Source organism: Stenotrophomonas sp. IS26 (assembly GCF_054188265.1).
The window spans coordinates 96,695-118,946 of the sequence record NZ_JBSZJV010000005.1 but is presented as its reverse complement, the minus strand read 5'-3'; the positions used below and the strand labels follow the sequence as shown (position 1 = coordinate 118,946).

General features: G+C 67.8%; 19 protein-coding genes. 4 read left to right on the top strand and 15 right to left on the bottom strand.

Going from position 1 to position 22,252, the window contains the following annotated elements; all coding sequences use genetic code 11:
* Window positions 1-9 precede the first annotated feature (9 nt).
* The 11 genes from ACW6W5_RS06935 to ACW6W5_RS06885 all read right to left on the bottom strand — a co-directional run bounded on the left by ACW6W5_RS06935 (window position 10) and on the right by ACW6W5_RS06885 (window position 11,417).
* Complete coding sequence (locus ACW6W5_RS06935) at window positions 10-783, bottom strand: LytR/AlgR family response regulator transcription factor (protein ID WP_121042416.1); 774 nt, start codon at window positions 781-783, stop codon at window positions 10-12.
* Window positions 773-2,032 carry a sensor histidine kinase gene (locus tag ACW6W5_RS06930; RefSeq protein WP_121042413.1) on the bottom strand — a complete coding sequence of 420 codons (1,260 nt, stop codon included), beginning with the start codon at window positions 2,030-2,032 and terminating at the stop codon, window positions 773-775. Before ACW6W5_RS06930 ends, ACW6W5_RS06935 begins: the two co-directional genes overlap by 11 nt.
* Before the next feature lie 205 nt (window positions 2,033-2,237).
* Entirely contained in the window at window positions 2,238-3,887 is a 1,650-nt protein-coding gene (locus ACW6W5_RS06925) for a M28 family metallopeptidase (protein ID WP_152153011.1), read from the bottom strand.
* A 90-nt stretch (window positions 3,888-3,977) separates the two neighbouring features.
* Window positions 3,978-5,621 carry a CsgG/HfaB family protein gene (locus ACW6W5_RS06920; protein ID WP_152153009.1) on the bottom strand — a complete coding sequence of 548 codons (1,644 nt, stop codon included), beginning with the start codon at window positions 5,619-5,621 and terminating at the stop codon, window positions 3,978-3,980.
* 16 nt (window positions 5,622-5,637) lie between these two features.
* Window positions 5,638-6,306 carry a hypothetical protein gene (locus tag ACW6W5_RS06915; protein ID WP_152153007.1) on the bottom strand — a complete coding sequence of 223 codons (669 nt, stop codon included), beginning with the start codon at window positions 6,304-6,306 and terminating at the stop codon, window positions 5,638-5,640.
* Window positions 6,307-6,409: 103 nt separating this feature from the next.
* Entirely contained in the window at window positions 6,410-7,510 is a 1,101-nt protein-coding gene (locus ACW6W5_RS06910) for a hypothetical protein (RefSeq protein ID WP_121042405.1), read from the bottom strand.
* Window positions 7,501-8,658, bottom strand: coding sequence for a hypothetical protein (locus ACW6W5_RS06905; protein WP_121042403.1), 1,158 nt, complete (start codon window positions 8,656-8,658; stop codon window positions 7,501-7,503). Before ACW6W5_RS06905 ends, ACW6W5_RS06910 begins: the two co-directional genes overlap by 10 nt.
* 133 nt (window positions 8,659-8,791) lie before the next feature.
* Window positions 8,792-10,054: an RNA polymerase sigma factor gene (locus ACW6W5_RS06900; RefSeq protein WP_152153004.1), complete on the bottom strand. Its 1,263-nt coding sequence runs from the start codon at window positions 10,052-10,054 to the stop codon at window positions 8,792-8,794.
* Window positions 10,055-10,109: 55 nt separating this feature from the next.
* On the bottom strand, window positions 10,110-10,520 hold the full coding sequence (locus tag ACW6W5_RS06895) for a VOC family protein (RefSeq protein WP_152153002.1): 411 nt from the start codon (window positions 10,518-10,520) through the stop codon (window positions 10,110-10,112).
* 27 nt (window positions 10,521-10,547) lie between these two features.
* Window positions 10,548-10,970, bottom strand: a complete 423-nt coding sequence (locus ACW6W5_RS06890; RefSeq protein ID WP_152152999.1) for a VOC family protein — start codon at window positions 10,968-10,970, stop codon at window positions 10,548-10,550.
* A 27-nt stretch (window positions 10,971-10,997) separates the two neighbouring features.
* Window positions 10,998-11,417, bottom strand: a complete 420-nt coding sequence (locus ACW6W5_RS06885) for a YciI family protein (RefSeq protein ID WP_152152998.1) — start codon at window positions 11,415-11,417, stop codon at window positions 10,998-11,000.
* A gap of 189 nt (window positions 11,418-11,606) precedes the next feature.
* Here ACW6W5_RS06885 and ACW6W5_RS06880 point away from each other — a divergent pair, with 189 nt between their 5' ends.
* Window positions 11,607-11,981 carry a YciI family protein gene (locus ACW6W5_RS06880; protein WP_152152996.1) on the top strand — a complete coding sequence of 125 codons (375 nt, stop codon included), beginning with the start codon at window positions 11,607-11,609 and terminating at the stop codon, window positions 11,979-11,981.
* A gap of 6 nt (window positions 11,982-11,987) precedes the next feature.
* On the opposite strand, the gene ACW6W5_RS06875 is transcribed toward ACW6W5_RS06880, so the two are convergent.
* Window positions 11,988-14,072: a gluconolaconase gene (locus tag ACW6W5_RS06875; RefSeq protein WP_226956651.1), complete on the bottom strand. Its 2,085-nt coding sequence runs from the start codon at window positions 14,070-14,072 to the stop codon at window positions 11,988-11,990.
* Window positions 14,073-14,276: 204 nt separating this feature from the next.
* Window positions 14,277-15,050, bottom strand: a complete 774-nt coding sequence (locus tag ACW6W5_RS06870) for a lytic transglycosylase domain-containing protein (RefSeq protein ID WP_152152995.1) — start codon at window positions 15,048-15,050, stop codon at window positions 14,277-14,279.
* A 282-nt stretch (window positions 15,051-15,332) separates the two neighbouring features.
* Here ACW6W5_RS06870 and ACW6W5_RS06865 point away from each other — a divergent pair, with 282 nt between their 5' ends.
* A complete protein-coding gene (locus ACW6W5_RS06865; RefSeq protein ID WP_121042389.1) occupies window positions 15,333-16,937 on the top strand; it encodes an EAL domain-containing protein in 1,605 nt (534 codons plus the stop codon).
* A gap of 9 nt (window positions 16,938-16,946) precedes the next feature.
* Here ACW6W5_RS06865 and ACW6W5_RS06860 read toward each other — a convergent pair whose 3' ends face one another.
* Window positions 16,947-17,921 (bottom strand): polysaccharide deacetylase family protein, encoded by a 975-nt coding sequence (locus ACW6W5_RS06860; RefSeq protein ID WP_226956650.1) that lies wholly within the window; start codon window positions 17,919-17,921, stop codon window positions 16,947-16,949.
* A gap of 79 nt (window positions 17,922-18,000) precedes the next feature.
* Window positions 18,001-19,203 (bottom strand): MFS transporter, encoded by a 1,203-nt coding sequence (locus ACW6W5_RS06855; protein WP_152152993.1) that lies wholly within the window; start codon window positions 19,201-19,203, stop codon window positions 18,001-18,003.
* 303 nt (window positions 19,204-19,506) lie between these two features.
* On the opposite strand from ACW6W5_RS06855, the gene ACW6W5_RS06850 reads away from it, so the two are divergent.
* Together ACW6W5_RS06850 and ACW6W5_RS06845 are read left to right on the top strand one after the other, a co-directional pair.
* Window positions 19,507-20,409, top strand: a complete 903-nt coding sequence (locus ACW6W5_RS06850) for a LysR family transcriptional regulator (RefSeq protein WP_152152991.1) — start codon at window positions 19,507-19,509, stop codon at window positions 20,407-20,409.
* A gap of 175 nt (window positions 20,410-20,584) precedes the next feature.
* Complete coding sequence (locus ACW6W5_RS06845) at window positions 20,585-22,207, top strand: ABC-F family ATP-binding cassette domain-containing protein (RefSeq protein ID WP_152152989.1); 1,623 nt, start codon at window positions 20,585-20,587, stop codon at window positions 22,205-22,207.
* The last annotated feature ends 45 nt before the right edge of the window (window positions 22,208-22,252 follow it).

The following is a 22,252-nucleotide window of genomic DNA, read 5'->3' as shown; positions in this document are numbered from 1 at the left end:
AAAGGCGCGTTACATCCCGCGGAACAGACTCATGAAGGGCTGGCTGACATTGAGCACTTCGGCGCGGTGCTTCAAGCGCAGCTGGCCGCGGCCGGTGTCATCGCGGGTGACCGCGGCGACGGCTTTCATGTTGACGATGGTGGAGCGGTGGATCTGGCGGAACCGTTGCGGATCGAGCGCATCGAGCAGTTCGCGCAGTGAGGTACGCAGCAGGCTTTCGCCCTGCTCGGTGACCACGGTGGTGTATTTGCTGTCGGCACGGAAGTAGATCACGTCTTCGAGCATGATCAGCTGCGTGTCGCGTCCGTTGCTGGCCGTGATCCAGGCCAGTGGCGGCGCGCTTGAGGCGGCGGCGGGCTGATTGCCGAGGCGCTGCAGCAGCTGCTCGAGCATCCCGCTGTCCGGTCGGCCCAGCTGCATGCGGGCCAGGATCCGCTCGCGCGTGGCGAGCAGACGCTCATCGCTGACCGGCTTGAGCAGGTAGTCGATCGCGCCTTGTTCGAAGGCATCGATCGCATACTGGTCGTAAGCGGTGACGAACACCACCTGGGTGCGCGGGCTGATCTCGGGCAGCGCGCGGGCCACCTCGATGCCGGTGATGCCCGGCATGCGGATGTCGAGCAGGGCCAGGTCCGGCTTCAGCTCGGCCAAGCGCTCCAGCGCACTGGCGCCATCCTCGCATTCGGCCACCAGCCGCAGCTCGGGCCATAGCCGCTGCAGCTGGGCGACCAGCGACTGGCGCAGCAGGTCTTCGTCTTCGGCAATGAGTGCATCAAGCTGCATGGATCGCCTCCCGGGCATCGCGCGGCAGGGTGATCGTTGCCGCCACGCCGCTGGGGAAATTGGACACGATGGCCACGCCGGCGCGCTCACCGCAGGTCAGGCGCAGGCGCTCGCGCAGGTTCTTCAGGCCGATCCCGGTACCGCTGGTGCCCTGCCCGAAGCCGAGGCCGTCATCGGCCACGGTGAGGGTGACATGGTCCTCGAAGGCGCGCGCGATGATCCACACCGTGCCACCACCGGGCTTGGGTTCCAGCCCGTGTTTGATCGCATTCTCCACCAGGGTCTGCAGCGCCATCGACGGCAGCGGCAGGCTGGTCAGCGCCGGCGGCACATCCACCTGCAGGGCCAGGCGTGCACCCATGCGGATCTTGAGGATTTCCAGGTAGGCCTGGGTGCGCTCCAGCTCCACGCCCAGGGTGGACATCGATTCGTCCACGCTGGGCAGCGAACTGCGCAGGTACTGGATCAGGTGCCCGAGCATCTGATCCGCGCGCGGTGGATCGGTGCGAGTCAGCACCTGCGCGTTGGCCAGGGTGTTGTAGAGGAAGTGCGGCTCGACCTGGGCATGCAGCAGGTTGAGTTTGGCCACCGAGAGTTCCTTCTCGGTCGCTGTCTGCTCGGCGGCGGCCTGCTCATCGCGGCGCTGCTCGGCCACCCGACGGGTGATCGCACGGCCGACCGCTTCGGCGTTCTCATGGTTGCTGCCTTCGTCGACGGCGAGCAGATCGGCCCAGACCCCGGCATCGGGCTCGAACAGCAGCGTCACGCTGCTGGTGCCCTGCCCCGGCGTGACCGTGGCGAGCACGCTGTTGCGCTTGATCGCCAGCCGCGCAGGCAGGTTCCAGCGTGACGGTGGGCGGCCGTTGTAGGGATCCACGCGGCGTACGTAGGCACGGACCTGCAGGCTGCCCGGAGCGCTTTCGATGTCTTCCACCCGCGGCAGCTCGGCGATGGCGGCTTCGACCAAGGCGAAGGCGGGGCCCGCATCCATTGGGACCTCGATCTGGCGCCGCTGGCGGCTGGACAGGGTGGCCGCGTCCAGGCGCCCGGCCGCATGCTGGACCCGGCGAATATGGGCGATGCAGCTGCCCAGGGCCGTCACCATCACGAACAGGGCCAACAAGCCGAACACCCAGCCGGGGCCTTCGTCCATGCCATGGAAGAAGCCACTCCAGACAAACCCCGCCACCACGATGGCGGCGGCCCAGGCCAACAGAATGCGGAAGATCAGGGAGAGGCTGGCGAACACGGCGGCGTCATCACATAGGGAGTGAGGCGAGCATAGCCCTGCCGCGAGTGCGAACAAGCGGCATGCGACGAAGGCGGGGTTTGGGGGATTGAAGCCGGCCGCTGGTCGGCTGCGTTGTTTCCCGGCCGTGCTGCTGGGGAGGCCGGCCAGCGGCCGGCTCCCACATTTCCGATCATTCAAGCGAGGAGCCGGCCAACGGCCGGCACTACTTCCGCTCGGCGGCGCTGGCGTCACGCGGGGCGCGGAACTGGGAGTCTTCACTCCAGTTCGGCCAGGCGCGCGAGTTGGCCAGCTGGTTGCCCAGCGTGTACAGCACCTCCAGATCGCGCGAGGCACCGGCGAAGGTCCAGTCCGGCTGCCATTCGTCACCCTGCTGGTGATAGCGCTTGGCGGTGTAGTCATCCGACGCCGCCTTGCCCGCGGCGACGCCGCCTTCCACCCAATCCTGGCCCGCCGAGTACGACACCGCCGGCACGCCGCGCTTGGCGAACGGGAAGTGATCGGAGCGGAAGAACAGGCCGGCTTCCGGCTTCGGATCGGGGGTGTAGCGGATGTCCCAGCCCTTGGCGACGTCCTTGAGCTGGTCCAGCAGTTCCAGCTTGGCCGAGCCGTAGATGCCGAAATCACGCGACGGGCTGAAGGGCGCCATGCCATCCATGTTGATGAGCGCCACGGTCTTGCCGAGCGGATACAGCGGGTGGCTGGCGTAGTACTCCGAGCCGAGCAGGCCCTTTTCCTCGGCGGTGACGGCCAGGAACAGCACCGAACGCTCCGGACGCTTGGCCTTGGCGAAGCCGCGCGCCAGCTCGACCAGCGAGGCGGTGCCGCTGGCGTTGTCCAGCGCACCGTTGAAGATGGTGTCGCCGTTGGCGTCGGGCTTGCCCACGCCGATGTGATCCCAGTGCGCGCTGTAGATCACGGTCTCGTCGGGATGCTTGCTGCCTTCCAGGCGCGCGGCCACGTTGTGCGAGGTGATCACCTCGGTCTTGACCGCGTACTTGGCCGAGAAGGTCTCGCCCTTCAGCTCGACCGGCTTGAAGTCGCGGGTCTGCGCCTGCTTCTTCAGCGCCTCGAAATCCAGGCCCGAGCGCTTGAACAGTTCCACCGCCAGATCGCGCTGGATCCAGCCTTCCAGCAGCGGATGCGCTTCGGCCGGGTTGTCGCGGACCACGTCGAACATGGTGTTGGTGTTGGAGCCGGCCACGGTGGCCCAGCCATACGAGGCCGGTGCGGTCTCGTGCACGATCAGCACACCCAGGGCGCCCTGGCGCGCGCCTTCTTCGTACTTGTAGGTCCAACGGCCGTAGTAGGTCATGCCCTTGCCGTCGAAATCGCCCTGGCCGGTTTCGAAGTCCGGATCGTTGATCAGCACGACCGCGATCTTGCCCTTCAGGTCCACGCCCTTGAAGTCGTCCCAGTTGCGCTCGCCGGCTTTGACGCCGTAGCCCAGGAAGACCAGCGGCGCGTTCTTGATGTCCACCTCGCTGGCACCGTTCATGGCGGCACGCACGGCGATTTCCTTGCCCTGGCTCAGCGTCTGCGGCGTGCCCTTGCTGCTCAGCGACAGGCTCGGGGTGCCGACGATATCGCCTTTGAGCAGCGGCACGGCCTGTGTCCACAGGCGCTTGCCGTCCTTGAGGTCGCCGCCCGGCTGCAGGCCGGCCGCGGCGAACTGCTTGCTCAGGAAGGCGATGGTCTTTTCTTCACCGGCCGTGGCCGGCGAGCGGCCTTCGTAGGCATCGGAGGCCAGCTCCTTGACGTCGGCGGAGATCCGCGCGCCGTCGAATTTGGGCGTCGCCGCCATCAGGGCGCCAGACACCGACAGGGCCAGCACGCTCAGTACTACTCGCTTCATCGCTCTCTCCACAACGGGACCAAACCTGGACCCCGAGTGTAGGCGATGCCGCAGCTGGACAGGCGCCGGGCCAAGGCCCGGCGCCATCGTTTACCAGTTCGGATCTTCTGCCGGCTTGGCCGCCGCGGCAGGCTTGGCGGCACGGACTGGTGCCTTGCCGCTACCCGACGGCGCCGCAGCGGTCGTGGCCGGCTTCACCGCACCCAATTGCTTGCGCAGTTCAATGGCACCCAGGCGGAAGCCTGCGCCGCCGAGATCCGCACCTTCTTCCAGCGTCCCGTACGAGGTCTGCGCGGCCACGCGATCAATGCGGATCGTGCAGCACGGGGTCTCATTGCGCCCCAGCGAGCGGCCGGTCTGCGGGTCCTTCAGGGCCTCGCCCAGCATCACCGCCTGCCAGCGCTGGCCGACCTGCAGGGCGTCGCCGCCCTGGCTCAGCACCACCTGGTCACCGCTCAACGATACGACCGAGACCGGGAAAATCTCGGTGATGATCGCGGTCCCGATCTGGCCGGACAGCGAATCCATCATCGTCGCGGCCATGCCTTTGCCGTCCACCACACGCGGCAGCGTGCTCGGCCCGGTCGAGGCCAACTGGTGGTCGAAACTGTCGGACATCACCACTTCACCGGTGGCCGCGTTTATCAGCCGCAACGTGATGCGACCGCCGCCGGAGTACGAGCTCACCTGGCGATCGGACATGCGCAGCTGACGCACGCTGCGCGGGTACTCGAAACGCTCGATGCTCGGAATCAGGATCAGATCCGTCGCCAGCTGCTGGCCCAGGCGTGCGGTGTCCTGCAGGCGCACGTTGCCGCTGTTGATGTGATCGATCTCGGCCTGCATTTCATCGCCGAACTCACGATCGAGCACGATGAAACGCTTGGTCTGGGTCAGCGTGTCGGACAGGCGTGCACGGATGGCACGCGCCACCTCTTCGCTGCTTACCCGGCCATCGCCGACGGCATAGCTACCCGACCGGACGTGCGGCAGGGCGACGACGATCTTCGGCCGGCCCTGCTCGTCCGGTGCGCGGTACTTGGCGATGTCGGCACGGATGCGGACCTTCCAGTAGCTGCGCATGGTGCGATGGCTGACGTCGGACTCGTACGAACTCGCCCCCCGCTTGGCATCGACCTTCGCGCTTTCCTTGTAGCTTTGCTTGACGCTGGCCGAAGCCGAACCGCCTTGTCCGCTCGCGTCGGCCTGCGCCTGTGCCGAGCCACTGGCCGACGCCGAGGCGGCGTACGTGAAGCCGGCATCGCTGGCCCGCACGCGTTCAATCACTTCCTCATCAATCTGACGGATTTCCTCCTGCGAGAGGATCTCGTAGCCCAGCACGGCTCCCTGCGACGCCGCGATCGCCTGCTGGGCGAAGGCATTGGCCTGGAGGCTGCCGACGTGGTGACCGTCGACATCGACATCCAGACCGGCGCGGAGCGTCTGCATCTGGCTGGCGACACGGACGCCGTTGACCTGCGCCACGGCCGACTGCAGCGCAGCCAGTACAGCCAGTTCCGGCGTGCTGCCGATACCGTCGGCTTCCCGCGCGACCTGGGTGGTGCCGCCGAAATCAGGCGTACCGCGCAACGGCCCGGTGTCGGCATTCGCAGCCGAAAGCACCTTGGATTCAGTCTTGCTGGCAACCTCGTCCACCGGCGCCTCCTGCTTGCCGCACGCGGCAAGCAGGGTAGCGGCGATGGCCAGGCTCAGCAGTCGGGTAGAAATCTGCATGCGTGGCCGTCCCGGATCAGTTCAGGCCGTCGAGCATCGCATCTACATTGCCCGGCACCTTGATCTTGCTGGCGCGGGCGAACGTCATCGCCGACTTGGAGGTGTCGTACAGGCCCTTGAGGTAGCCCGGGGATTCCTTGGCGACCCACGCACCGGCGACCAGCTTGCGGCCCAGCGTGGCCATCTGCGCCGCGCCGAGGTTCTTCATGCCACCGGCGAAGTTGCTGGCTTCGCCACTCAGCTTCTGGCCTTCAGCCGCCGAGGCGATCAGCGAGACCAAGCCTTCGGTGTAGTACTGCTTGGATTCGGCGCTGAGTTCCGGCTGCGCGGCAACGCGCTCATCGATCGCCGCTTGGGCGGCTTCGCTGACGGACACGGACTTCTTCATTTTGCTCACGTCCACCGCACCGGACGACAGCGCCTGACGCTCGGCTTCCAGCAGCTGCACCTGCTCGGCCAGACCGAAGGCCTTGGCGAAGGAGGTCTGCGCGGCCAGCGAATGCGACTGCGACGCGACAAAACGGCGCACCAGTGCATCCTGCGCGGCTTCGTCCGGGGCGCCGGCGGCGCTGGCTTCGGTGGCGGTCGCGCCGCCGACCAGACCCTTGAGCTTGCTCAACTGAGCATGCGCGGGCGCGGCGAAGGAGGCAGCGACGGCGAGTGCGATGACGGTAGTACGGATCATGGGATGGGTCCTGTGTGAGGGAAGAACGCCCGTGCAGGCACGGGCGAAAAAAACGATCTGGAGGCAATGGGGCGTGCGGCGCACCGATGTTCGCCGCACGGCGTCAACGAACGGCTTTGACGTTCAGCTCGTTGATCATCTGCTGGGCGGCCTGTTCGGCAGCCTCGCGCAACGCATTGGTACGGGCGACGGTTTCGTTCGGGCCCAGGCCGGCGTACTGCACCGGGCCGACCGAAGAGACGGTGCGCGGGAAGCGGCCGGTCACGTCCAGCACTTTGCCGGTCACCGTGACGTACACGCGGGTATTGCCCGAGGCCGGATCGCGGTCACGCATGCCGATATCCAGGGTGCCGACCGCGATGTACGGAATGTTCGCGGCGCGGATGCCGTTGGCGGTATCACGCAGGGTGGCGGCAGACAGGTCGTTGCCGGTGCTGAAATCCTTGCGGATGCGATCGATGCTGAGCAGGCCGCCGCTTTCGCCTTCGACGTACTCCGCTTCAACCACTTCGTAGCCGGCGCTGCTGAAGGCACCGGTCATCGCGGTGTTGACCTCGGCGGCGTTGGCCACCTTCCAGCTGATGGTGTCGCTGCGCGCAGTGGTGCTGCCGCCGCTGGTCACCGACACCGACGCGTTCTGGTTGACGCTGCCGTTGGTGCTGACCGAGTTGCCACGGAAGGAGTCGCCTTCGCGGGTGTTTTCGTCATAGCTGCGGCTGGCGTCAACGCGGCGGTATTCCTTGTCCTGGAACGACTGCACGGTGTCCTGCGAGCGCGCCATGAACAGGAAGGTCAGCAGCGAGCGTTCGTTGCTGCGTGCGCCGGCCACGGCCGAGCCGGCATCCAGCTTGGTCTGCAGCAGCGTGGTGTTGATCTCGGCGCGAACGCTGATCGTGTAGGTCTTGGCCTTCTTGTCCTCGTTCTCCGACAGGGTCACGGTGGAGAGCACGAAGCGGTCGATCTCGCCGATGAACTCCGGACGGCGCGACTCGAACAGGCGCAGCTTGGCCGCGCCCGATTCGGCGATATAGGCTTCCAGTGCGTTGACCTTGGCTTTGTTCAGGGCCTGGGCACGGGTATCGGCGCTCAGGCGCAGACCATAGCTGGCCGAGCCCATGCCGCGGGAACTGGCGGTCTGCGCCGCGACCGGCGCGGTGACCATCAATGCAATGAGAATCAGCAGTACAGCACGAATCAACGACATGACTTGATCAACTCCTGGAGGGCCTGGATCTGTTGTTGCAGGGGGCGTCCGCCCGGCTTCTGCTCATCCAGCCAGGCGCGCGAATCCGCCCGTTTGGCAGCAGCGCCAGCGAACGCATCAAAGCCGGCCAACACGGTTTCGTAGTTGGCCGACCACTGGTCCACCCGCCACTGCGTGACCGGCACCACCTTGGTGGCACCCTTGCGCAGGGGCTGGTCGAAATACACCTTGCCGGAGAAGGGCTCGGTCACCTTTACCTGGAAGAACGCGCCGAACAGCATCGTCTTCATGGCCGCGGTTTCATTGACGACGCCGCTCTTCATTGCGTCGAGCGTCAGCGTGACCACGTAATCGGGTTCGGGAATCTTGAGCTGATACACCTTTCCGTCGGCAAAGCGCGCGGCCATCGCACCGCCGATCGCTTCCCCGGTGGCCGGTGGCAACAGGCCGATACCGGTGTTGGACGACAGCGTCTTGGACAGCTCATGGGCCAGCGTGGCGCGCAGGGTGCCTTCCATCGCAGGGTCGGGCAGCTTGACCCGGGCCGCATCGGACAACGTCACCCCACCCACCTGCAGCCGCCGCATCGAGGCGTTGGGAAGCTGCGCGTTGGCCAGGGTCTGTGCGAGTACCTGCGGCAGTGCGGTGGCAGCAGTGCCATAGAGCAGATCGGCGATGATCGCGTCGATATCCCCTTCGGACGGGCGGTCGTCCTGCAGGTCGATACGCTGCAGCGTCACCGGGTAGGAGGCGATGACCTGGCGCTCGCGGAAATCGAAGAACAGCGCCTGCAGTGCCACCTCCACCAGCACCTTGTACTGCTCGCCGATCGGCTCGACCGAGACCAGTTCACGGTCCAGCGCCGCGGCGAGCACGGTGGCGCTGGTGGTGCCATCCAGCTTGGCAAGCTGGTCGCTGATCAGCTGCAGGTGACTCGGCGGCTGGCGGCGCAGGGCACCGGCAAGCTGTTGGTTCAAGGCCTCCGCACCGCGCCGGTCGATGACCCGGGTGCTATGCGGCGCAACCTCGCTGCGGGCAGCCTGCTCGCCGGTATAGGCGAAGCCAGCCCAGTACGCCTGCTGTACCTTGTCGGCCGCATGCGCGAACGGGGTGATGAGGAACACGCACAGCAGCAACCACGCGCGCATCGCGCGTGGCGGTTTCTTCCCTGACGGCATCAGCCTTTGTCCCTGTGGTTGCTGACCGGGGGTCAGCCCCAGTCATGCTTGTGAAGGGCGCAACGATAGCCGCAACCATGCAGACCGACAAGATGAGATTGCGTCAGCCTTGTGCCAGAGCCTCCGCGCGCGCCTGCAACAGCGCGCGTTCGCGGCCGTTGGCGGTCAGCGCTGCTGCCCGCTCGAACGCCGCCCGTGCGTCGGCCGCACGGCCCAGCTGGGCCAGCAGGTCGCCCTGCACTACGGCCAGCGGCGCATAGTCGCGAAGGCGCGCATCAGCGCTGAGCTGCTCGACCAGCGGCCAGGCCGCCGCAGCTCCCTGCGCACGCGACACGGCAACGGCCCGATTGAGGTCCACCACCGGCGAAGGCTGCACCTGCGCAAGCCGCGCGTAAAGCGCCGCCATCCTTGCCCAATCGGTGTCTTCGGCGCGGCGTGCGCGTGCGTGGCACTCGGCGATGGCCGCCTGCAGTGCATAGGGATCGTCACCACCACCGAGCGCAATCGCCTGCTGCAGGGCCGCCTGGCCACGAGCGATCTGCAGCCAGTCCCAGCGCGTGCGGTCCTGGTCGGGCAGCAGGATCGGTGTGCCGGTCGCATCGGTGCGCGCGGCGGTGCGCGATGCCTGCAGTTCCATCAACGCGAGCAGCCCGTGCACCTGCGGCCAGGTCGGCAGGCGGCTGGCCAACACGCGGCCGAGCCGCAGCGCTTCATCGCACAAGGCCGGGCGCATCCAGTCGTCGCCGGCGCTGGCCGCATAGCCTTCGTTGAAGATCAGGTAGACCACCTCCAGTACCGAAGCCAACCGCTCCGGCAAGGCGGCCTGGCGCGGCACGTCGAACGGGACCTGCTTCTGCGCCAGGGTGCGTTTGGCACGCACGATGCGCTGGGCGATGGTCGGCTCCGAGGCGAGGAACGCGCGCGCGATCTCCTCGGTGGTCAGCCCGCCGAGCAGCCGCAGCGTCAACGCCACACGCGCATCGGCGGCCAGCACCGGATGGCAGGCGACGAACATCAACCGCAGCAGGTCATCGCCGATATCGTCTTCCAGCGCACCGCTGTCGTCCGGCGCCGGCAATGGCAGCGGCTCCAGCGCACTGCCGTACTGCGCATGCTGGCCGGCGACGCGCTGGTGCTGGCGCAGCACATCGATGGCGCGGTTGCGCGCGGTGGTCATCAGCCACGCTCCGGGATTGTCCGGCACGCCCTGGCTGGGCCAGCGCTCCAGCGCGGCCAGCCAGGTGTCCTGGACCAGCTCTTCGGCACGGCCGACATCGCCGCCAAGCAGGCGGGTCAGGCGGGCGGTCAACACTGGCGATTCCATGCGCCAGATCGTCTCCAGTCGTTGCGTCAGTGCCGTGTCCATGCGGCCGATCAGAGCACCGGTGCGGTCGGGGCACAAGCCGCACCGCGGCGTGCCGTCACCCGGGTTCGCCCTCCATGTGCGCGATCTCCCACAGGTGCCCATCCAGGTCCTGGAAGCCGCGCTGGTACATGAAACCGTAGTCACGCGCGGGCTGCGGCTCACGGGCACCGGCCTTCAGCGCCGTGTCCACCAGCACATCGACCGCCTTGCGGCTCTCGGCCGACAGGCAGGTGATCACCTCGGTCTGGCGGCGTGCATCGCTGATCGGTTGGGTCGTGAACTGCGCGAAGAAGGTCTCCACCAGCAACATCACAAAGATGCTGTCGCTGATGATCATGCAGGCCGCTTTCTCATCGGTGAAAGTCGGGTTGAAGGTGTAGCCGAGGGCGGCGAAGAATGCCTTGGAGGCCTCCAGATCACGCACCGGGAGATTGACGAAGATCATCTGCTGCGTCGCGTTGGACATGTGGACGGTTCCTGTTGAGCGGAAGAATCAAGGCTGCTTCATGCAGTTGACCATCCACGGCTTGCCGTAGCGGTCGATCAGAAAGCCCCAGCGATGGGCCCAGAAGGTTTCGGTCATCGGCATCTTGATCTCACCCCCGTCGGCCAGCGCCTTGAATACGCGCTCGGCCTCGTCGATCGAGTCGACCTCGATGTTGATCGTGGTGCTGCCCTGACCGTCCGGCGACGGGCCATCGGCGGCCATCAGCACCGCCGAGCCAACCTCCAGCTGGCTGTGGGCAACGTGGTCCAGCGTTTCCGGCGGCATCTCGCCACAGCCCTCCTTGCTCTCCATCGGTGGCATATCGCGGTACTTCATCTCCGAGGTGACCTTGCCGCCGAGCACCTGCGCGTAGAACGCCATGGCCTCATGGGTCTTGCCGTTGAAGCCGAGGAACGGAATCAGTTTCATGGGAATGCTCCAGGCATGCGGGATGGATTAATCGGCCGTGCCGATCTGGTCGCGCAGACGTTGTTCCTGCGCCTGTAATTCAGGAGTGAAGGCATCGCCGAAATCCTCGGCGCTGAGAATCGGGCGGAGCTCGACCACATCGCCCGGGGCGAACGGGGCGCGCTTGAGCCATTCGGTGGCCTCGTCCAGCGAGCGCACCTGCCAGAGCCAGAACCCGCAGACGAGCTCGCGCGTTTCAGCGAATGGCCCATCGATGACCCGCGGCGGTTCGCTGCCGAACGCCACCCGGCGGGCGCGCGAGCTCGGGTGCAAGCCCTCGCCGGCCAACATGATCCCGGCCTGGACCAACTGCTCGTTGTAGGCGCCCATGGCGCGGATGTCCTGCTCGGTGGGCAGTTGACCGGCCTCGGTGGCCGGCGTCGCCTTGACCAGTACCATGACTTTCACGGGGTGCTCCTGTGTGCCAGCCCGTAACCCGGGCCGTTCACTGGATACAACGTGCCCGCGGGGCGGAAATCGACACGCCGCACGGATGTATTTTTCCGCCCCTGAACAGGGCGCCGCTGCGGCGCTGCAACACGTCACGGGCGCGGGCTGGGGCATCATGCGGATTCCCCCGCCCACCCCGGTCCGGCCATGCAATTTCTTCTGCTGATCTATATCGACGAGGGCCTGTTGCAGGCCCTGCCCGGCGACGAATACGACCGCCTGATGCACGACTGCCTGCAGCACGCCGACCGGTTGCAGGCCGAGGGCACGCTGGTGCTCGCGCAGAAGCTGGAACCGGTCGACAGCGCGCGCACCGTACGTGTGCGTCAGGGCCAGACCCGGATCACCGATGGCCCGTTCGCCGAGACCCACGAACTGCTGGCCGGCTTCAACCTGATCAACGCGCCGGACCACACCGAGGCGATGCGCATCGCCCAGCAATTCCCGTGGTCGCGTTTCGGCAGCATCGAGGTGCGGCCCCTGGCCGACATGGACGCCGAGCGCGTGCGCGTCGGCGCCTGATGTCGCTCAGGGAAGCAGCGTGATCTTCAGATCGCGCGGGCCGACCGCCTCATTGCCACTGTAGTCGCGCGCACTGGCACGCAGGATGTACTCGCCGGCCGGCAACGCATCCGGCTGCCATCGCCCGGTCTCGACCAATCCGTCACGCACGGTGTTGGTGACCAGATAGCGGAACCGGGTGACCGCGCTGCCATGCACGGTGATGCCACTGGCCGGCGCATAGGCCACGCGGGTGGCGCTGTCTTCGCGCGGCATCCGGTTGAACACGATGTTGAAGCGCGGCTGCTCGTAGCCGGCCAGCGGCTGGCCCTGTGCGTCCAGCACCTGGTAGCCGACCTGGTACAGCCCCAACCGCCGCCGTGGCAGGTTGCGATCCACCTGGTCCCATGCTTCCACCACGATCTGCACGCCCGGGCCCTGGCGGGGGATCGCAACGCGTCCGTCGGCACCGGCCTTGATCGGCTGGTCCAGATCGTCCAGCACGGCGACCTCGGTGATGCGCGGCGCGAACGTATCGGCATAGCCGGTGAAGCCCAGCGCCACCGCATTGCGCTCGAAGCCACTGGCGCCCACGCTCAGGTGGACATGCGCCATGCGGTTGATGCTGCCCAGCGCTTCGCCGGCGGCGAAACGGGTGCCGCGACGCACGCGGATGCGCTCCAACGTGCCGTCCTCACCGAACAGCGGCTGCCAGCGCGCATCGAACGGACGATCGCGCGGGTCACGGCCGACCTTCATGTGGATGTACTTGAGTCGGCCCAGTGACAGGCCCTCGGCCTGGCCACCGACCGACCACGCCGCGAACGGCGTATCGACCTTGCCGTCGGCAATCGCCAGCACCGGCTGACCGACATCGCCGCGGATGTCGAAGCCACCGTGCAGGTGGTGGCGACTCTCGCCCTTGAAATCCCCGCGCACTTCACCCAGCGTGCCGACCACCTCATGCCACCCGTCCTGCGGGGCCAGTGGCCACCGGCCGGCGGTCTGCGGCAGCGGTGCGTCCGGCGCCGGGCCGATCAGCGCCGGCGGCGCGGTCTCTCCTGTCGCCAGCGCATGCAGCCGGTGCACACGGTAGGAAGCGGCATCGGCCAGGTACAGTCCCCCCTCGGCATCCAGCGCGAGCGCGGTCGGCCGGGCGAAGCGCGGCTGCGGCGGCACGCCGGCCAAGGCCAGCTGATGATCCTGCGCCGAGATCTGCACCACCTTGCCGTTGATGTCGCTGGCGTAGATCACCCCGTCGTGGGTTACTGCCACGGACAGGGGCCCACTGAGCAGACCACCGTCGGCCACGCGCGTGCTCAGCGTGCCATCCGGCGCAAGCTGGCGGATCGCGTTGTTGAACAGGTCGGCGATCAGCAGATTTCCCTGCGGATCCAGTGCCAGCGCCACCGGCGTATCCAGGCGGGTGCCCGCGCCGATGCCCTCCATCAGCCCTGGGCGCTCGCCACCAGCCAGGGTATGCACACGGCCATCGGGCTCGATCACGCGGATGCGGTCGTTGTAGGTATCGGCCACATACACGCGGCCACCGGCGGCCACCGCCACCCCCATCGGTCCATCGAACCGCGCCTGCGCGGCTGGCCCATCGACGAAGCCCCGCTGGCCATCCCCTGCCAGCGTGCTCACGGTGCCGTCCACCGCGATGCGGCGGATCACGTGGTTGCCGGTGTCGGCGACGTAGACGTTGCCGGCCGCATCCACCGCAATACCGGAGGGCGTGTTGAACTGCGCCTGCAAGGCAGCCCCATCGCGCCAGCCCTCGCCCTGCCCGGCCAGCGTGTCCACGCGGCCATCGGGATGGACGCGGCGGATGCGGTTGTTGTCGCCGGCATCGGCGATGTAGACCACCCCGTGCGCGTCCACCGCCAGTCCGTAGGGATCGGCGAAGCGCGCCTGGGCGGCGGGGCCTTCGGCGCTGCCACCGACACCGTCGCCGGCCAGCACGCTGAACTGCGGCGTCCAGCCGAGCACGGTCGCCACCGGGCCCGGCGGCGGCGCGGGCGCGGCCGGTTCGCGCAGGAAAGTCCATGCCAGGGCCGCCGCCATCAGGGCTGCTATCAGCACCACCATTGCCCATCGTCCGCGCGTCATCGCTGTCCTTGCCTGCTGCTGTTCGGAACACGACCTTAGCCGCTCGTGGCGTGCCTGCAAACCCTGCGCGGCGACAGCGACCTGTGTGGATGCCTCGTTCCTGTTTCAATACGGGCTGACGCCATGGACGGACGTACCGCATGAAACCAGTGATGTGCGGCACAGCGCGTGCCCAGCGCGGACGTTCCGCCCTGAAACGCCGCGCTATTTCGCCGGCGTTTCCACCTTGAACCCCATCGCTTCGCGGTAGCGCACGTACAACGCGCTGACCTTCTCCACATACGCCAGCGTCTCGGCATACGGCGGCACGCCCTTGTAGCGCGTCACCGCACCGATGCCCGCGTTGTACGCGGCCGCGGCCAGTACGCGGTCACCTTTGTAACGTCGCAGCAGCGCCTTCATGTAACGCGCGCCACCGCTGATCGACTGCTCGGCCGAGAGCGGATCGGCCACGCCGTATTCGGTGGCGGTATCGGGCATCAGCTGCATCACGCCCTGGGCGCCCTTGGGTGAGATCGCGCCGGCATCGAAGCCACTCTCGGCATGCGCGATCGCGCGCAGCCAGGCATCGTCCACGCCGGTGGCTTTGGCTGCCGCCTTGAACTGCTTGGCATGCCGGTTCAACTGCGGCGTGCCGACCTTGCCCAGGCCTTCGTGCGCCGGCTCGCCCGGGGGCGTGGCCACGGTGAACTTCAGGAACACGCGCGAGCCGGGCAGGTTGCGGGTGGAGTAGACCAGCGCACCGTCCTGCTCACGCTCATACAGCGTGCCGCTGAAGACGCCCATGTTGCCCCACAGGTTGGGGGTCTGCACGGCGTTGTCGTCGATCTGCTGCGGCGTGCATCTGGAGCCCGGTTCCGGTGCGGTGGCCAGGCTGACCGTGTTGCTCTGCACGCAGCGATAGACCGTGCGCGCCGATGCCAGGCCAGGCAACAGCAACGACACCAGGGCCAACGCGGCAGGCAGGGTCGGATTCATCGGGCTCGGATCGTGGCACGGAAGGGTGCGGCGCGATGATCCGGCCGGGGGCGCGAACCGAAGGTGAATACCGGGTGGCTATGCCGGCAAGCGCCGGCGACCTGCCCAAGGGTGACGGATTCAACCCCTAATGGAGCGTCCCGCCTCCTATCCGGCCCGTCCCGGCGCGCGGCATTGTTTCAATCCCCGCGCACTGATGGTCATATAGCGGCTCGGGGCGGTGAGTCCCCTGGCCCGCCGGGCTGCCATGGAACCCCTTTTCGACTAGGCATCGAGGTCTGCTTGAACCGCGTCAGGATCATTGCCGTCACTGTAGTGCTCGCCCTGCTTGGCGCCCTGGTGCCGATCGCCACGGTGTTCTATTTCACCTGGAGCCGCGCCAGCGAGTTCGAACAGGTGCGGCTGCAGACCACCGCCGAGCGCACCCTGCAGCGCGCGCACCGCGCCTACGAGGGCGCGTTGAACACCCTGCGTGAACTCAACCGCAGCACCCTGGTGCCCTGCTCGCCCGAGCACCTGCAGGTGATGCGCGGACTGGTGATGCGCACCCACTCGGCCGAGCAGATCGGGTACTTCGAGAACGGCCGGCTGGCCTGCACCTCGTGGGGGCCGATGGACCCCGGGGTCGTGCAGCCCCCACCGACCTATGTCACCGCCGAGGGCGCCGGCATTACGCTGGACATCCGTCCGCTCGCCGGCACGCCGCAGCAGCCCTTGATGGCCCTGAGTTACGGCCACTACGACATCCTGATGGATCCGGCGCGGTTGATCGATGTGATCGTCGATCCCAACGTGCGGCTGGCCGTCGCCAGCCCCGACGGACGGCTGATCGCCCAGCAGGACATCCAGGACCAGGCCCTGCTGCAACGGCTGTTGCGCGAGCCGGCAAGCGGTATCGAAGGGCAGACGCTGTATGCCACCGCGCAGGACCAGGAATGGCTGGCCATCGCCACCGCCCCACGCACCGATCTGGTTGCCGCATTCCGCCACCAGATCGGGCAGTTCATTCCGCTGGGGGTGCTGGGCGCGCTGGCGGCGATCGGCGGCGTGGTGTGGCTGTCGCGGCGGCGGCTGTCGCTGCGAGGCGAACTGGCCACCGCCGTGCGCAGGCGTGAGTTCTTCATGCACTACCAGCCGATCATCGAGCTGGATACCGGCATCTGCGTGGGCGCCGAATCGCTGGTGCGCTGGCGCCGTCCCGACGGCAGCCTGGTGCGGCCGGATCTGTTCATCCCGCTGGCCGAGGAGGCCGGGCTGATCGAGGCGCTGACCGACCAGGTCATCGACCACGTGATCGCGGACATGCGCGCGTTGCTGGTGCAGGACCGCAGCGCGCACATCGCGATCAATCTGGCCGCCGAGGATGTCAGCAGCGGACGGGCACTGAAGGTGCTGAGCACCAAGCTGCACGGGACAGGCATCCATCCCCAGCAGATCTGGCTGGAGGCGACCGAGCGCGGTTTCATCGATATCCGCCGGGCGCGCACCAGCCTGGCCAATGCACGGCGGATGGGGCACTGCGTGGCGATCGACGACTTCGGTGTCGGCTATTCCAGCCTGCAGTACCTCCAGCAACTGCCGCTGGATGCGCTGAAGATCGACAAGTCGTTCATCGATGCGATCGGGACCGACAGCGCCACCAGCCCGGTCACCTCGCACATCATCGACATGGCCAAGACCCTCGGGCTGTTCACCGTGGCGGAGGGCGTGGAAACCCCGGCCCAGCTTGCCTACCTGCAGGCGCGCCAGGTGGAGTTCGGGCAGGGCTGGCTGTTCTCCAAGGCCCTGCCGCCGGCCGAGTTCATCGCGTTCCACCAGCAACGTCAGCAGCAGTACGGGCAGGCACCGGAGGACATGCAGAACCCCAACAGCGACACGCCGGCCTGAGCCGTTGCGTTATTCCGCCTCCAGGCCGGCCAGCGTCATCACCCACGCCGGTACCTGGGGCTCGCCTGCGTAGAAGGCCTTCGGTGCGTTCTCCGCCATCGCCCAGCGCTGGATCCAGCTGATGCCGCCGGCCCCGTTGTAGCCATCGGCATGCTGATACGCCGGATCCTGCAGGGCCACCTCCAGCGAGATGAAGCGATAGCCGCGCCGGCGCGTGGCTGCGACCAGTTCTTCCACACAGTCCGCGCTGAGCGCATTGGCGTGGATCAACCACACCTGTGCAGGCAGCCGGCCCAGCAGCTGCTGCCCCTGCTGCTCGTAGTAGTCCAGCTTATTGAGCATGTAGGGCACATAGCCACGGCGCAGCTGGCGCAGGCGGGCCTCCCGCGCGATGGGATCGCTCTCGGTATCGCGCACGTGATCGTAGGCGAACGCCCAGATCCACTCGCTGTTGTCGACCGTCACCGGCGCGACCTGATAGCCGTGCTGCTGCAGGAACACGCCCAGCGCAGCACGTTCTTCCGGGGATTGCCCGGCACGCAGATAGGGATGCCGGAACCAGCGCGGTGCCTGCCCGGTTTCGGCCAGCAGTGGGCGCAGGGTAGCTTCACCGCGCAGGATGTCCTGCTCATACGCGGCCAAGCCGATCGCATGCAGATCGACATGGCCGAACGTATGGTTGCCCAGCTCGAACCCGGCATCGCGCCAGTCGCGCAGCATCTGCACGCGCGCAGGTTGCACCTGTCCATCCACCTCGAGTTTGACCTCATTGACGAACCCCACCACCGGCACGTCGGCCCGCTTCAGGGCTGCGATCAACTGTGCATGACGGGCGGCAAGCGCGGGCTCGGCGCGTTCGTCCAGACGCTGCCAGGGCAGATCATCGATCGTCAGCGCGATGCGTCGCTCCGGCTCGGCTGCGTGCGCGCTGCCGGCCACGCACAGCAGTGCCAGCACACCCCATCGAACGAATCCCTTGCGCACCCGCTGCTCCCATCGCGATACCCGGCCCCAGCATAGCGCCGGGTATCGCGGCCCACCTTGCCGTGTGCGGCGGCTGGGCTCAGTGCGCGATCGGGGCCCACGCACGCGGCTGGCGCAGCACCACCACCAACGTGGCGAGTAGCAGCACCAGCAGGACCGCGGGCAGCCAGCGTTCACCGACGGTTTCCAGCATCACGCCGCCGACGACGCCCGCCAGCGCGATGGCCAGATTCCAGCCCGTCACCACGAACGACTGCGCGATGTCCCCGGCCTCATCGGCACGACGCGCCACGGCGGTCTGGAACAGCGTGGGGACGCCACCGAAGGAGATTCCCCAGACCACCGTGCCGATCACCAGCACCCACGGCGAGCCCGGCCACAGGCCGAACGCCACGGCCGAGAGTGCAAAGGCTACCGTGCTGGCGACCACCAGCGCGCGCAGCCAGCGGTCCACCAGCAGCCCGGTGATCCAGATGCCGACCAGCGCGGCCACGCCGAACACCAGCAGCAGGCGATCCAGCCAGGCCGCCGCGCCGGACAGCGCCGCAAACGGTTCGATGTAGGTGTAGAGCACGTTGTGCGCCAGCACGTACAGGAACATCGTCAGCAACGCGGTGCGCATGCCGCGCAGCCGCAGTACGCTGACCAGCGGCTGCTGCGCCGCCGCGCCCGGGGCCGGCAGCGGGGGCAGCGCCAGCCGCGCCCACACCAGCAGGCCAACACTGAGCAGCGACATCAACCCGAACGCCCAGCGCCAACCGATGGTCTGGCCCAGCAGCGTACCGGCCGGAATGCCCAACGACAGTGCCAGCGGCGTGCCCACCATCGCCACCGCGATCGCGCGGCCCTGCAGCTGCGGCACCACCATGCGGCTGGCATAACCGGCCACCAGCGACCACAGCAGGCCCGCGCTGATGCCCGCGCAGAAGCGCGCGACCAGCATCAGGCCGTAGTGGTGCGTCATCGCGGTGATGGTGTTGACCACCACGAAGCCGGCGATCGCGGTGAGCATCAACGGGCGGCGTGGCCAGCGCCGGGTCAGTGCGGTCATCGGCAATGCGGCGACCAGCGAGCCCAGCGCGTAGATCGTGACCAGCTGGCCGACCAGCGCGCGGCTGACGCCGAGATCGGCGCTCATCGGCGAGAGCAGGCCGGCCGGAAGCGCCTCGGTGAGGATGGTGATGAAACCCGCGCAGGCCAGCGCCAGCAGCCCGCCGAACGGCAACCGGCTGGCGGCGTTGGGGTGGGGGATGGCGGTGGAACCGACCGCGTGCCCGCTCATGGGCGCGCCTGGGTGGGTGGCGCATCGAAGGAGGTGGGCTCGCGGAGCTCTGGTAGGGAGGACATGGGGGCACCAGCAGAAGGGGGAGCGCCACGGTAGGCGGTGAGCCGCCAGGGAAACAGCCGGTTGGCGCTCCGCACATTCCGGAGCCGCGAGGCCGCAATCGGCAAGTCGCGCTCCCTGCAAGGTCTTCGGCCTCCACCGCCCCCGCGCACCACACTGTTGCGGGCCGATGCCGCCGCCTCCTGCCCCGCCAGCGCTTCCGACCGCTACAGTTCCCCCCTTCCCCCCGTGCAACCGCCCATGTCAGCCTTGGACAATCTCGGCAACCTGCAGACTTTCGTGCAGGTCGCCGACACCCGCAGCTTCGTCGAAACCGGCCGCATGCTCGGCATCTCTGCCTCGGCGGCCGGCAAGACGGTATCGCGGCTGGAGCAGGCGCTGGGCGTGCGGCTGTTTCATCGCAGCACCCGCAGCGTCACCCTCACCGCCGAGGGCGAGCGCTTCCTGGTCCGGTGCCGGCGCATCCTGGATGAGCGTGACGCCGCCCGCGATGAACTGGTCCAGCAGACCGAGGCGCCCACGGGGGTGCTGCGGGTCAGTCTGCCGCTGGTCGGCGACATCTCGCTACCGCTGCTCACCGAGTTCATGGCCGCGTATCCCGGCATCCGCCTGGAGCTGGATTTCGATGACCGCCTGGTGGATGTGATCGAGGAAGGCTTCGATGCCGTGCTGCGGGTCAGCGCGCCAACGGACTCACGCCTGAGCGCGCGGCAGCTCGGCGTGTTTCCGCGCTATCTGGTCGCGTCCCCGGACTACCTGGCCCGCCGCGGTACGCCTCGCGTGCCCGAGGACCTGTTGCAGCACGACTGCCTGCACTACCGCTTCCCCAGCAGCGGCAAGCTGGAACCCTGGCCGCTGCCGCAGACGCCGGGCGCCGCGCCGCTCGCACTGCCGGTCTCGATGGTCAGCAATACGATCGAAGCGCGGCTGGCCTTCGCGCTGGCCGGGCGCGGCATCGCCTATATCCCCGAGCACTCGGTGCGCGAGGCACTGGCCAATGGTCGCCTGCAACGGGTGATGGCCGACCGCATCCATGCCTGCGGCACCTTCTACCTGCTGTGGCCCTCCGGCCGCCATGTGCTGCCCAAGCTGCGGGTCTTCATCGATTTCATCAGCGCCCGGCTGACCGGCGTCAGCTGCTGAGCAGGCGGCGTTCATCGCCCTGCCGCCGGGCGGTTTTATACTGGCCGCGCGGCAGTCAGCCGCCTTTGTTGCCGAGGTAGGCCTACATGCGCCATTGATGCCGCCGTCGTCTGACGGCCCGTCTCCACCCACCTGTTCCGCAGGAGGGGAGTCTTTGGCATCCAATGGAGGTCGCATGACCGCATTCGCTCTCACGCTCGATCGCGTGACGCATACCCTGCCCGACGGCCGGGTTCTGTTTTCCGAACTGTCCGCCGCGTTCGACGGCACCCCGACCGGCCTGGTCGGGCGCAACGGCGTGGGCAAAAGCCTGCTCGCGCACCTGCTCAGTGGCGATCTCACGCCCACGGCCGGCCGCATCCTGCGCAGCGGGCCGGTGCACCTGCTCACGCAGCACAGCGGCGTGCCCGCAGGCCGTATCGCCGATCTGGCCGGTGTCGGCGCAGTGCTCGACGCCCTGCACCGCATCGAAGCCGGCAGCGTCGATCCGGACGACTTCACCCGTGTGGGGGAGCGCTGGGACCTCCGCGAGCAGTTGCAGGCGCAATGGCAGCTGCTCGGGCTGCCCGCGCTGGATCCCCTGCGGCCGGCGGCCACGCTCAGTGGTGGCCAGGCGATGCAGGTCGCGCTGGCCGGTGCGTTCCTGTCCGGTGCCGAGGGCCTGATCCTGGATGAACCCAGCAACCACCTTGACGCCGCCCATCGCGCACGCCTGATCGAGGCGCTGCAGCGCTGGCACGGCGGCCTGATCGTGATCAGCCACGACCGCACGCTGCTGCGGCACATGGCGCGCACCGTCGAACTGTCGCCCGGCGGGCTGCGCCAGTACGGCGGCAACTACGATCTCTACACCGAACAGAAGCAGGACCAGCGGCGCAGCGCGGATGCCCAACTGGCCCTGCGCAAGCGCGAGCGCCGCCAGCAGCAGACCGAGCTGCGCGATCAGCGCGAAAAGATGGCGCATCGGCAGGCGCGCGCCACACGCGAGGCACGCACCGCCAACCAGGCACCGATCCTGCTCGGTGGCATGAAGAACCGCAGCGAGCAGAGCGCCGGCCGCTTGCAAACACAGCAGCACGAGCGCCGCACCGAACTGGATGCGCGCGTGCGCGAGGCTGCCGGCGAGGTGGAACAGGACATCGAGATCGCCCTGCTCGCCCCGGTGATCCACCAGCCCGGGCCCCAGCGCGTGGCCGAGCTCATCGCCGCCGAACTACCGTGGGTGCAGGCACCTTGGATGACGCTGGACCTCACGATGCAGCGCGGCCAGCGGATCGGCGTGCAGGGCCGCAACGGCAGTGGCAAATCCACGCTCTTGAAGGTGTTGGCGGGCACGTTGCAGCCGGTGTCGGGGCACGTCGATGTGGCGGCGAGCGTCGCCCTGCTCGATCAGTCGCTCACGATGCTGCCCGGCGACGCCTCGGCCCTGTCACTGCTGCAGCGCGCGCATCCGTTGGCCAGCGAAGGCACGCTGCGCACGCAGTTGGCCCTGCTCGGCCTGGATGCCGAGCGCAGCCTGCGGCCGTTGGCCACGCTCAGCGGTGGCGAACGCTTGAAGACGGCGCTGGCGTCCGTACTGTACGCGCAGACGCCGCCGCAACTGCTGCTGCTCGACGAACCCGGCAATCACCTCGACCTGCCCTCGCTGACCGCGCTGGAGCAGATGCTCCGCCAATACAGCGGCACGTTGATGATCGTGTCGCACGATGACGCGCTGCTGGAGGCGGTCGGCTTGACTGACGTTCTGACCGCGACGAGCGTCGGGTGGCAACTGACGGGCCGGCTTGAATCCTCATGATCGAGAGGATTATTCTCGTGTCGACACGCGTTCAATAGAAATCCT

Coding starts and splice junctions, on each gene's coding strand:
- ACW6W5_RS06935 (WP_121042416.1), bottom strand. CDS start 783: ATGCAGCTTGATGCACTCATTGCCGAAGACGAAGACCTGCTGCGCCAG.
- ACW6W5_RS06925 (WP_152153011.1), bottom strand. CDS start 3,887: ATGAAGCGAGTAGTACTGAGCGTGCTGGCCCTGTCGGTGTCTGGCGCC.
- ACW6W5_RS06920 (WP_152153009.1), bottom strand. CDS start 5,621: ATGCAGATTTCTACCCGACTGCTGAGCCTGGCCATCGCCGCTACCCTG.
- ACW6W5_RS06915 (WP_152153007.1), bottom strand. CDS start 6,306: ATGATCCGTACTACCGTCATCGCACTCGCCGTCGCTGCCTCCTTCGCC.
- ACW6W5_RS06910 (WP_121042405.1), bottom strand. CDS start 7,510: ATGTCGTTGATTCGTGCTGTACTGCTGATTCTCATTGCATTGATGGTC.
- ACW6W5_RS06905 (WP_121042403.1), bottom strand. CDS start 8,658: ATGCGCGCGTGGTTGCTGCTGTGCGTGTTCCTCATCACCCCGTTCGCG.
- ACW6W5_RS06900 (WP_152153004.1), bottom strand. CDS start 10,054: ATGGACACGGCACTGACGCAACGACTGGAGACGATCTGGCGCATGGAA.
- ACW6W5_RS06895 (WP_152153002.1), bottom strand. CDS start 10,520: ATGTCCAACGCGACGCAGCAGATGATCTTCGTCAATCTCCCGGTGCGT.
- ACW6W5_RS06890 (WP_152152999.1), bottom strand. CDS start 10,970: ATGAAACTGATTCCGTTCCTCGGCTTCAACGGCAAGACCCATGAGGCC.
- ACW6W5_RS06880 (WP_152152996.1), top strand. CDS start 11,607: ATGCAATTTCTTCTGCTGATCTATATCGACGAGGGCCTGTTGCAGGCC.
- ACW6W5_RS06875 (WP_226956651.1), bottom strand. CDS start 14,072: ATGACGCGCGGACGATGGGCAATGGTGGTGCTGATAGCAGCCCTGATG.
- ACW6W5_RS06870 (WP_152152995.1), bottom strand. CDS start 15,050: ATGAATCCGACCCTGCCTGCCGCGTTGGCCCTGGTGTCGTTGCTGTTG.
- ACW6W5_RS06855 (WP_152152993.1), bottom strand. CDS start 19,203: ATGAGCGGGCACGCGGTCGGTTCCACCGCCATCCCCCACCCCAACGCC.
- ACW6W5_RS06850 (WP_152152991.1), top strand. CDS start 19,507: ATGTCAGCCTTGGACAATCTCGGCAACCTGCAGACTTTCGTGCAGGTC.
- ACW6W5_RS06845 (WP_152152989.1), top strand. CDS start 20,585: ATGACCGCATTCGCTCTCACGCTCGATCGCGTGACGCATACCCTGCCC.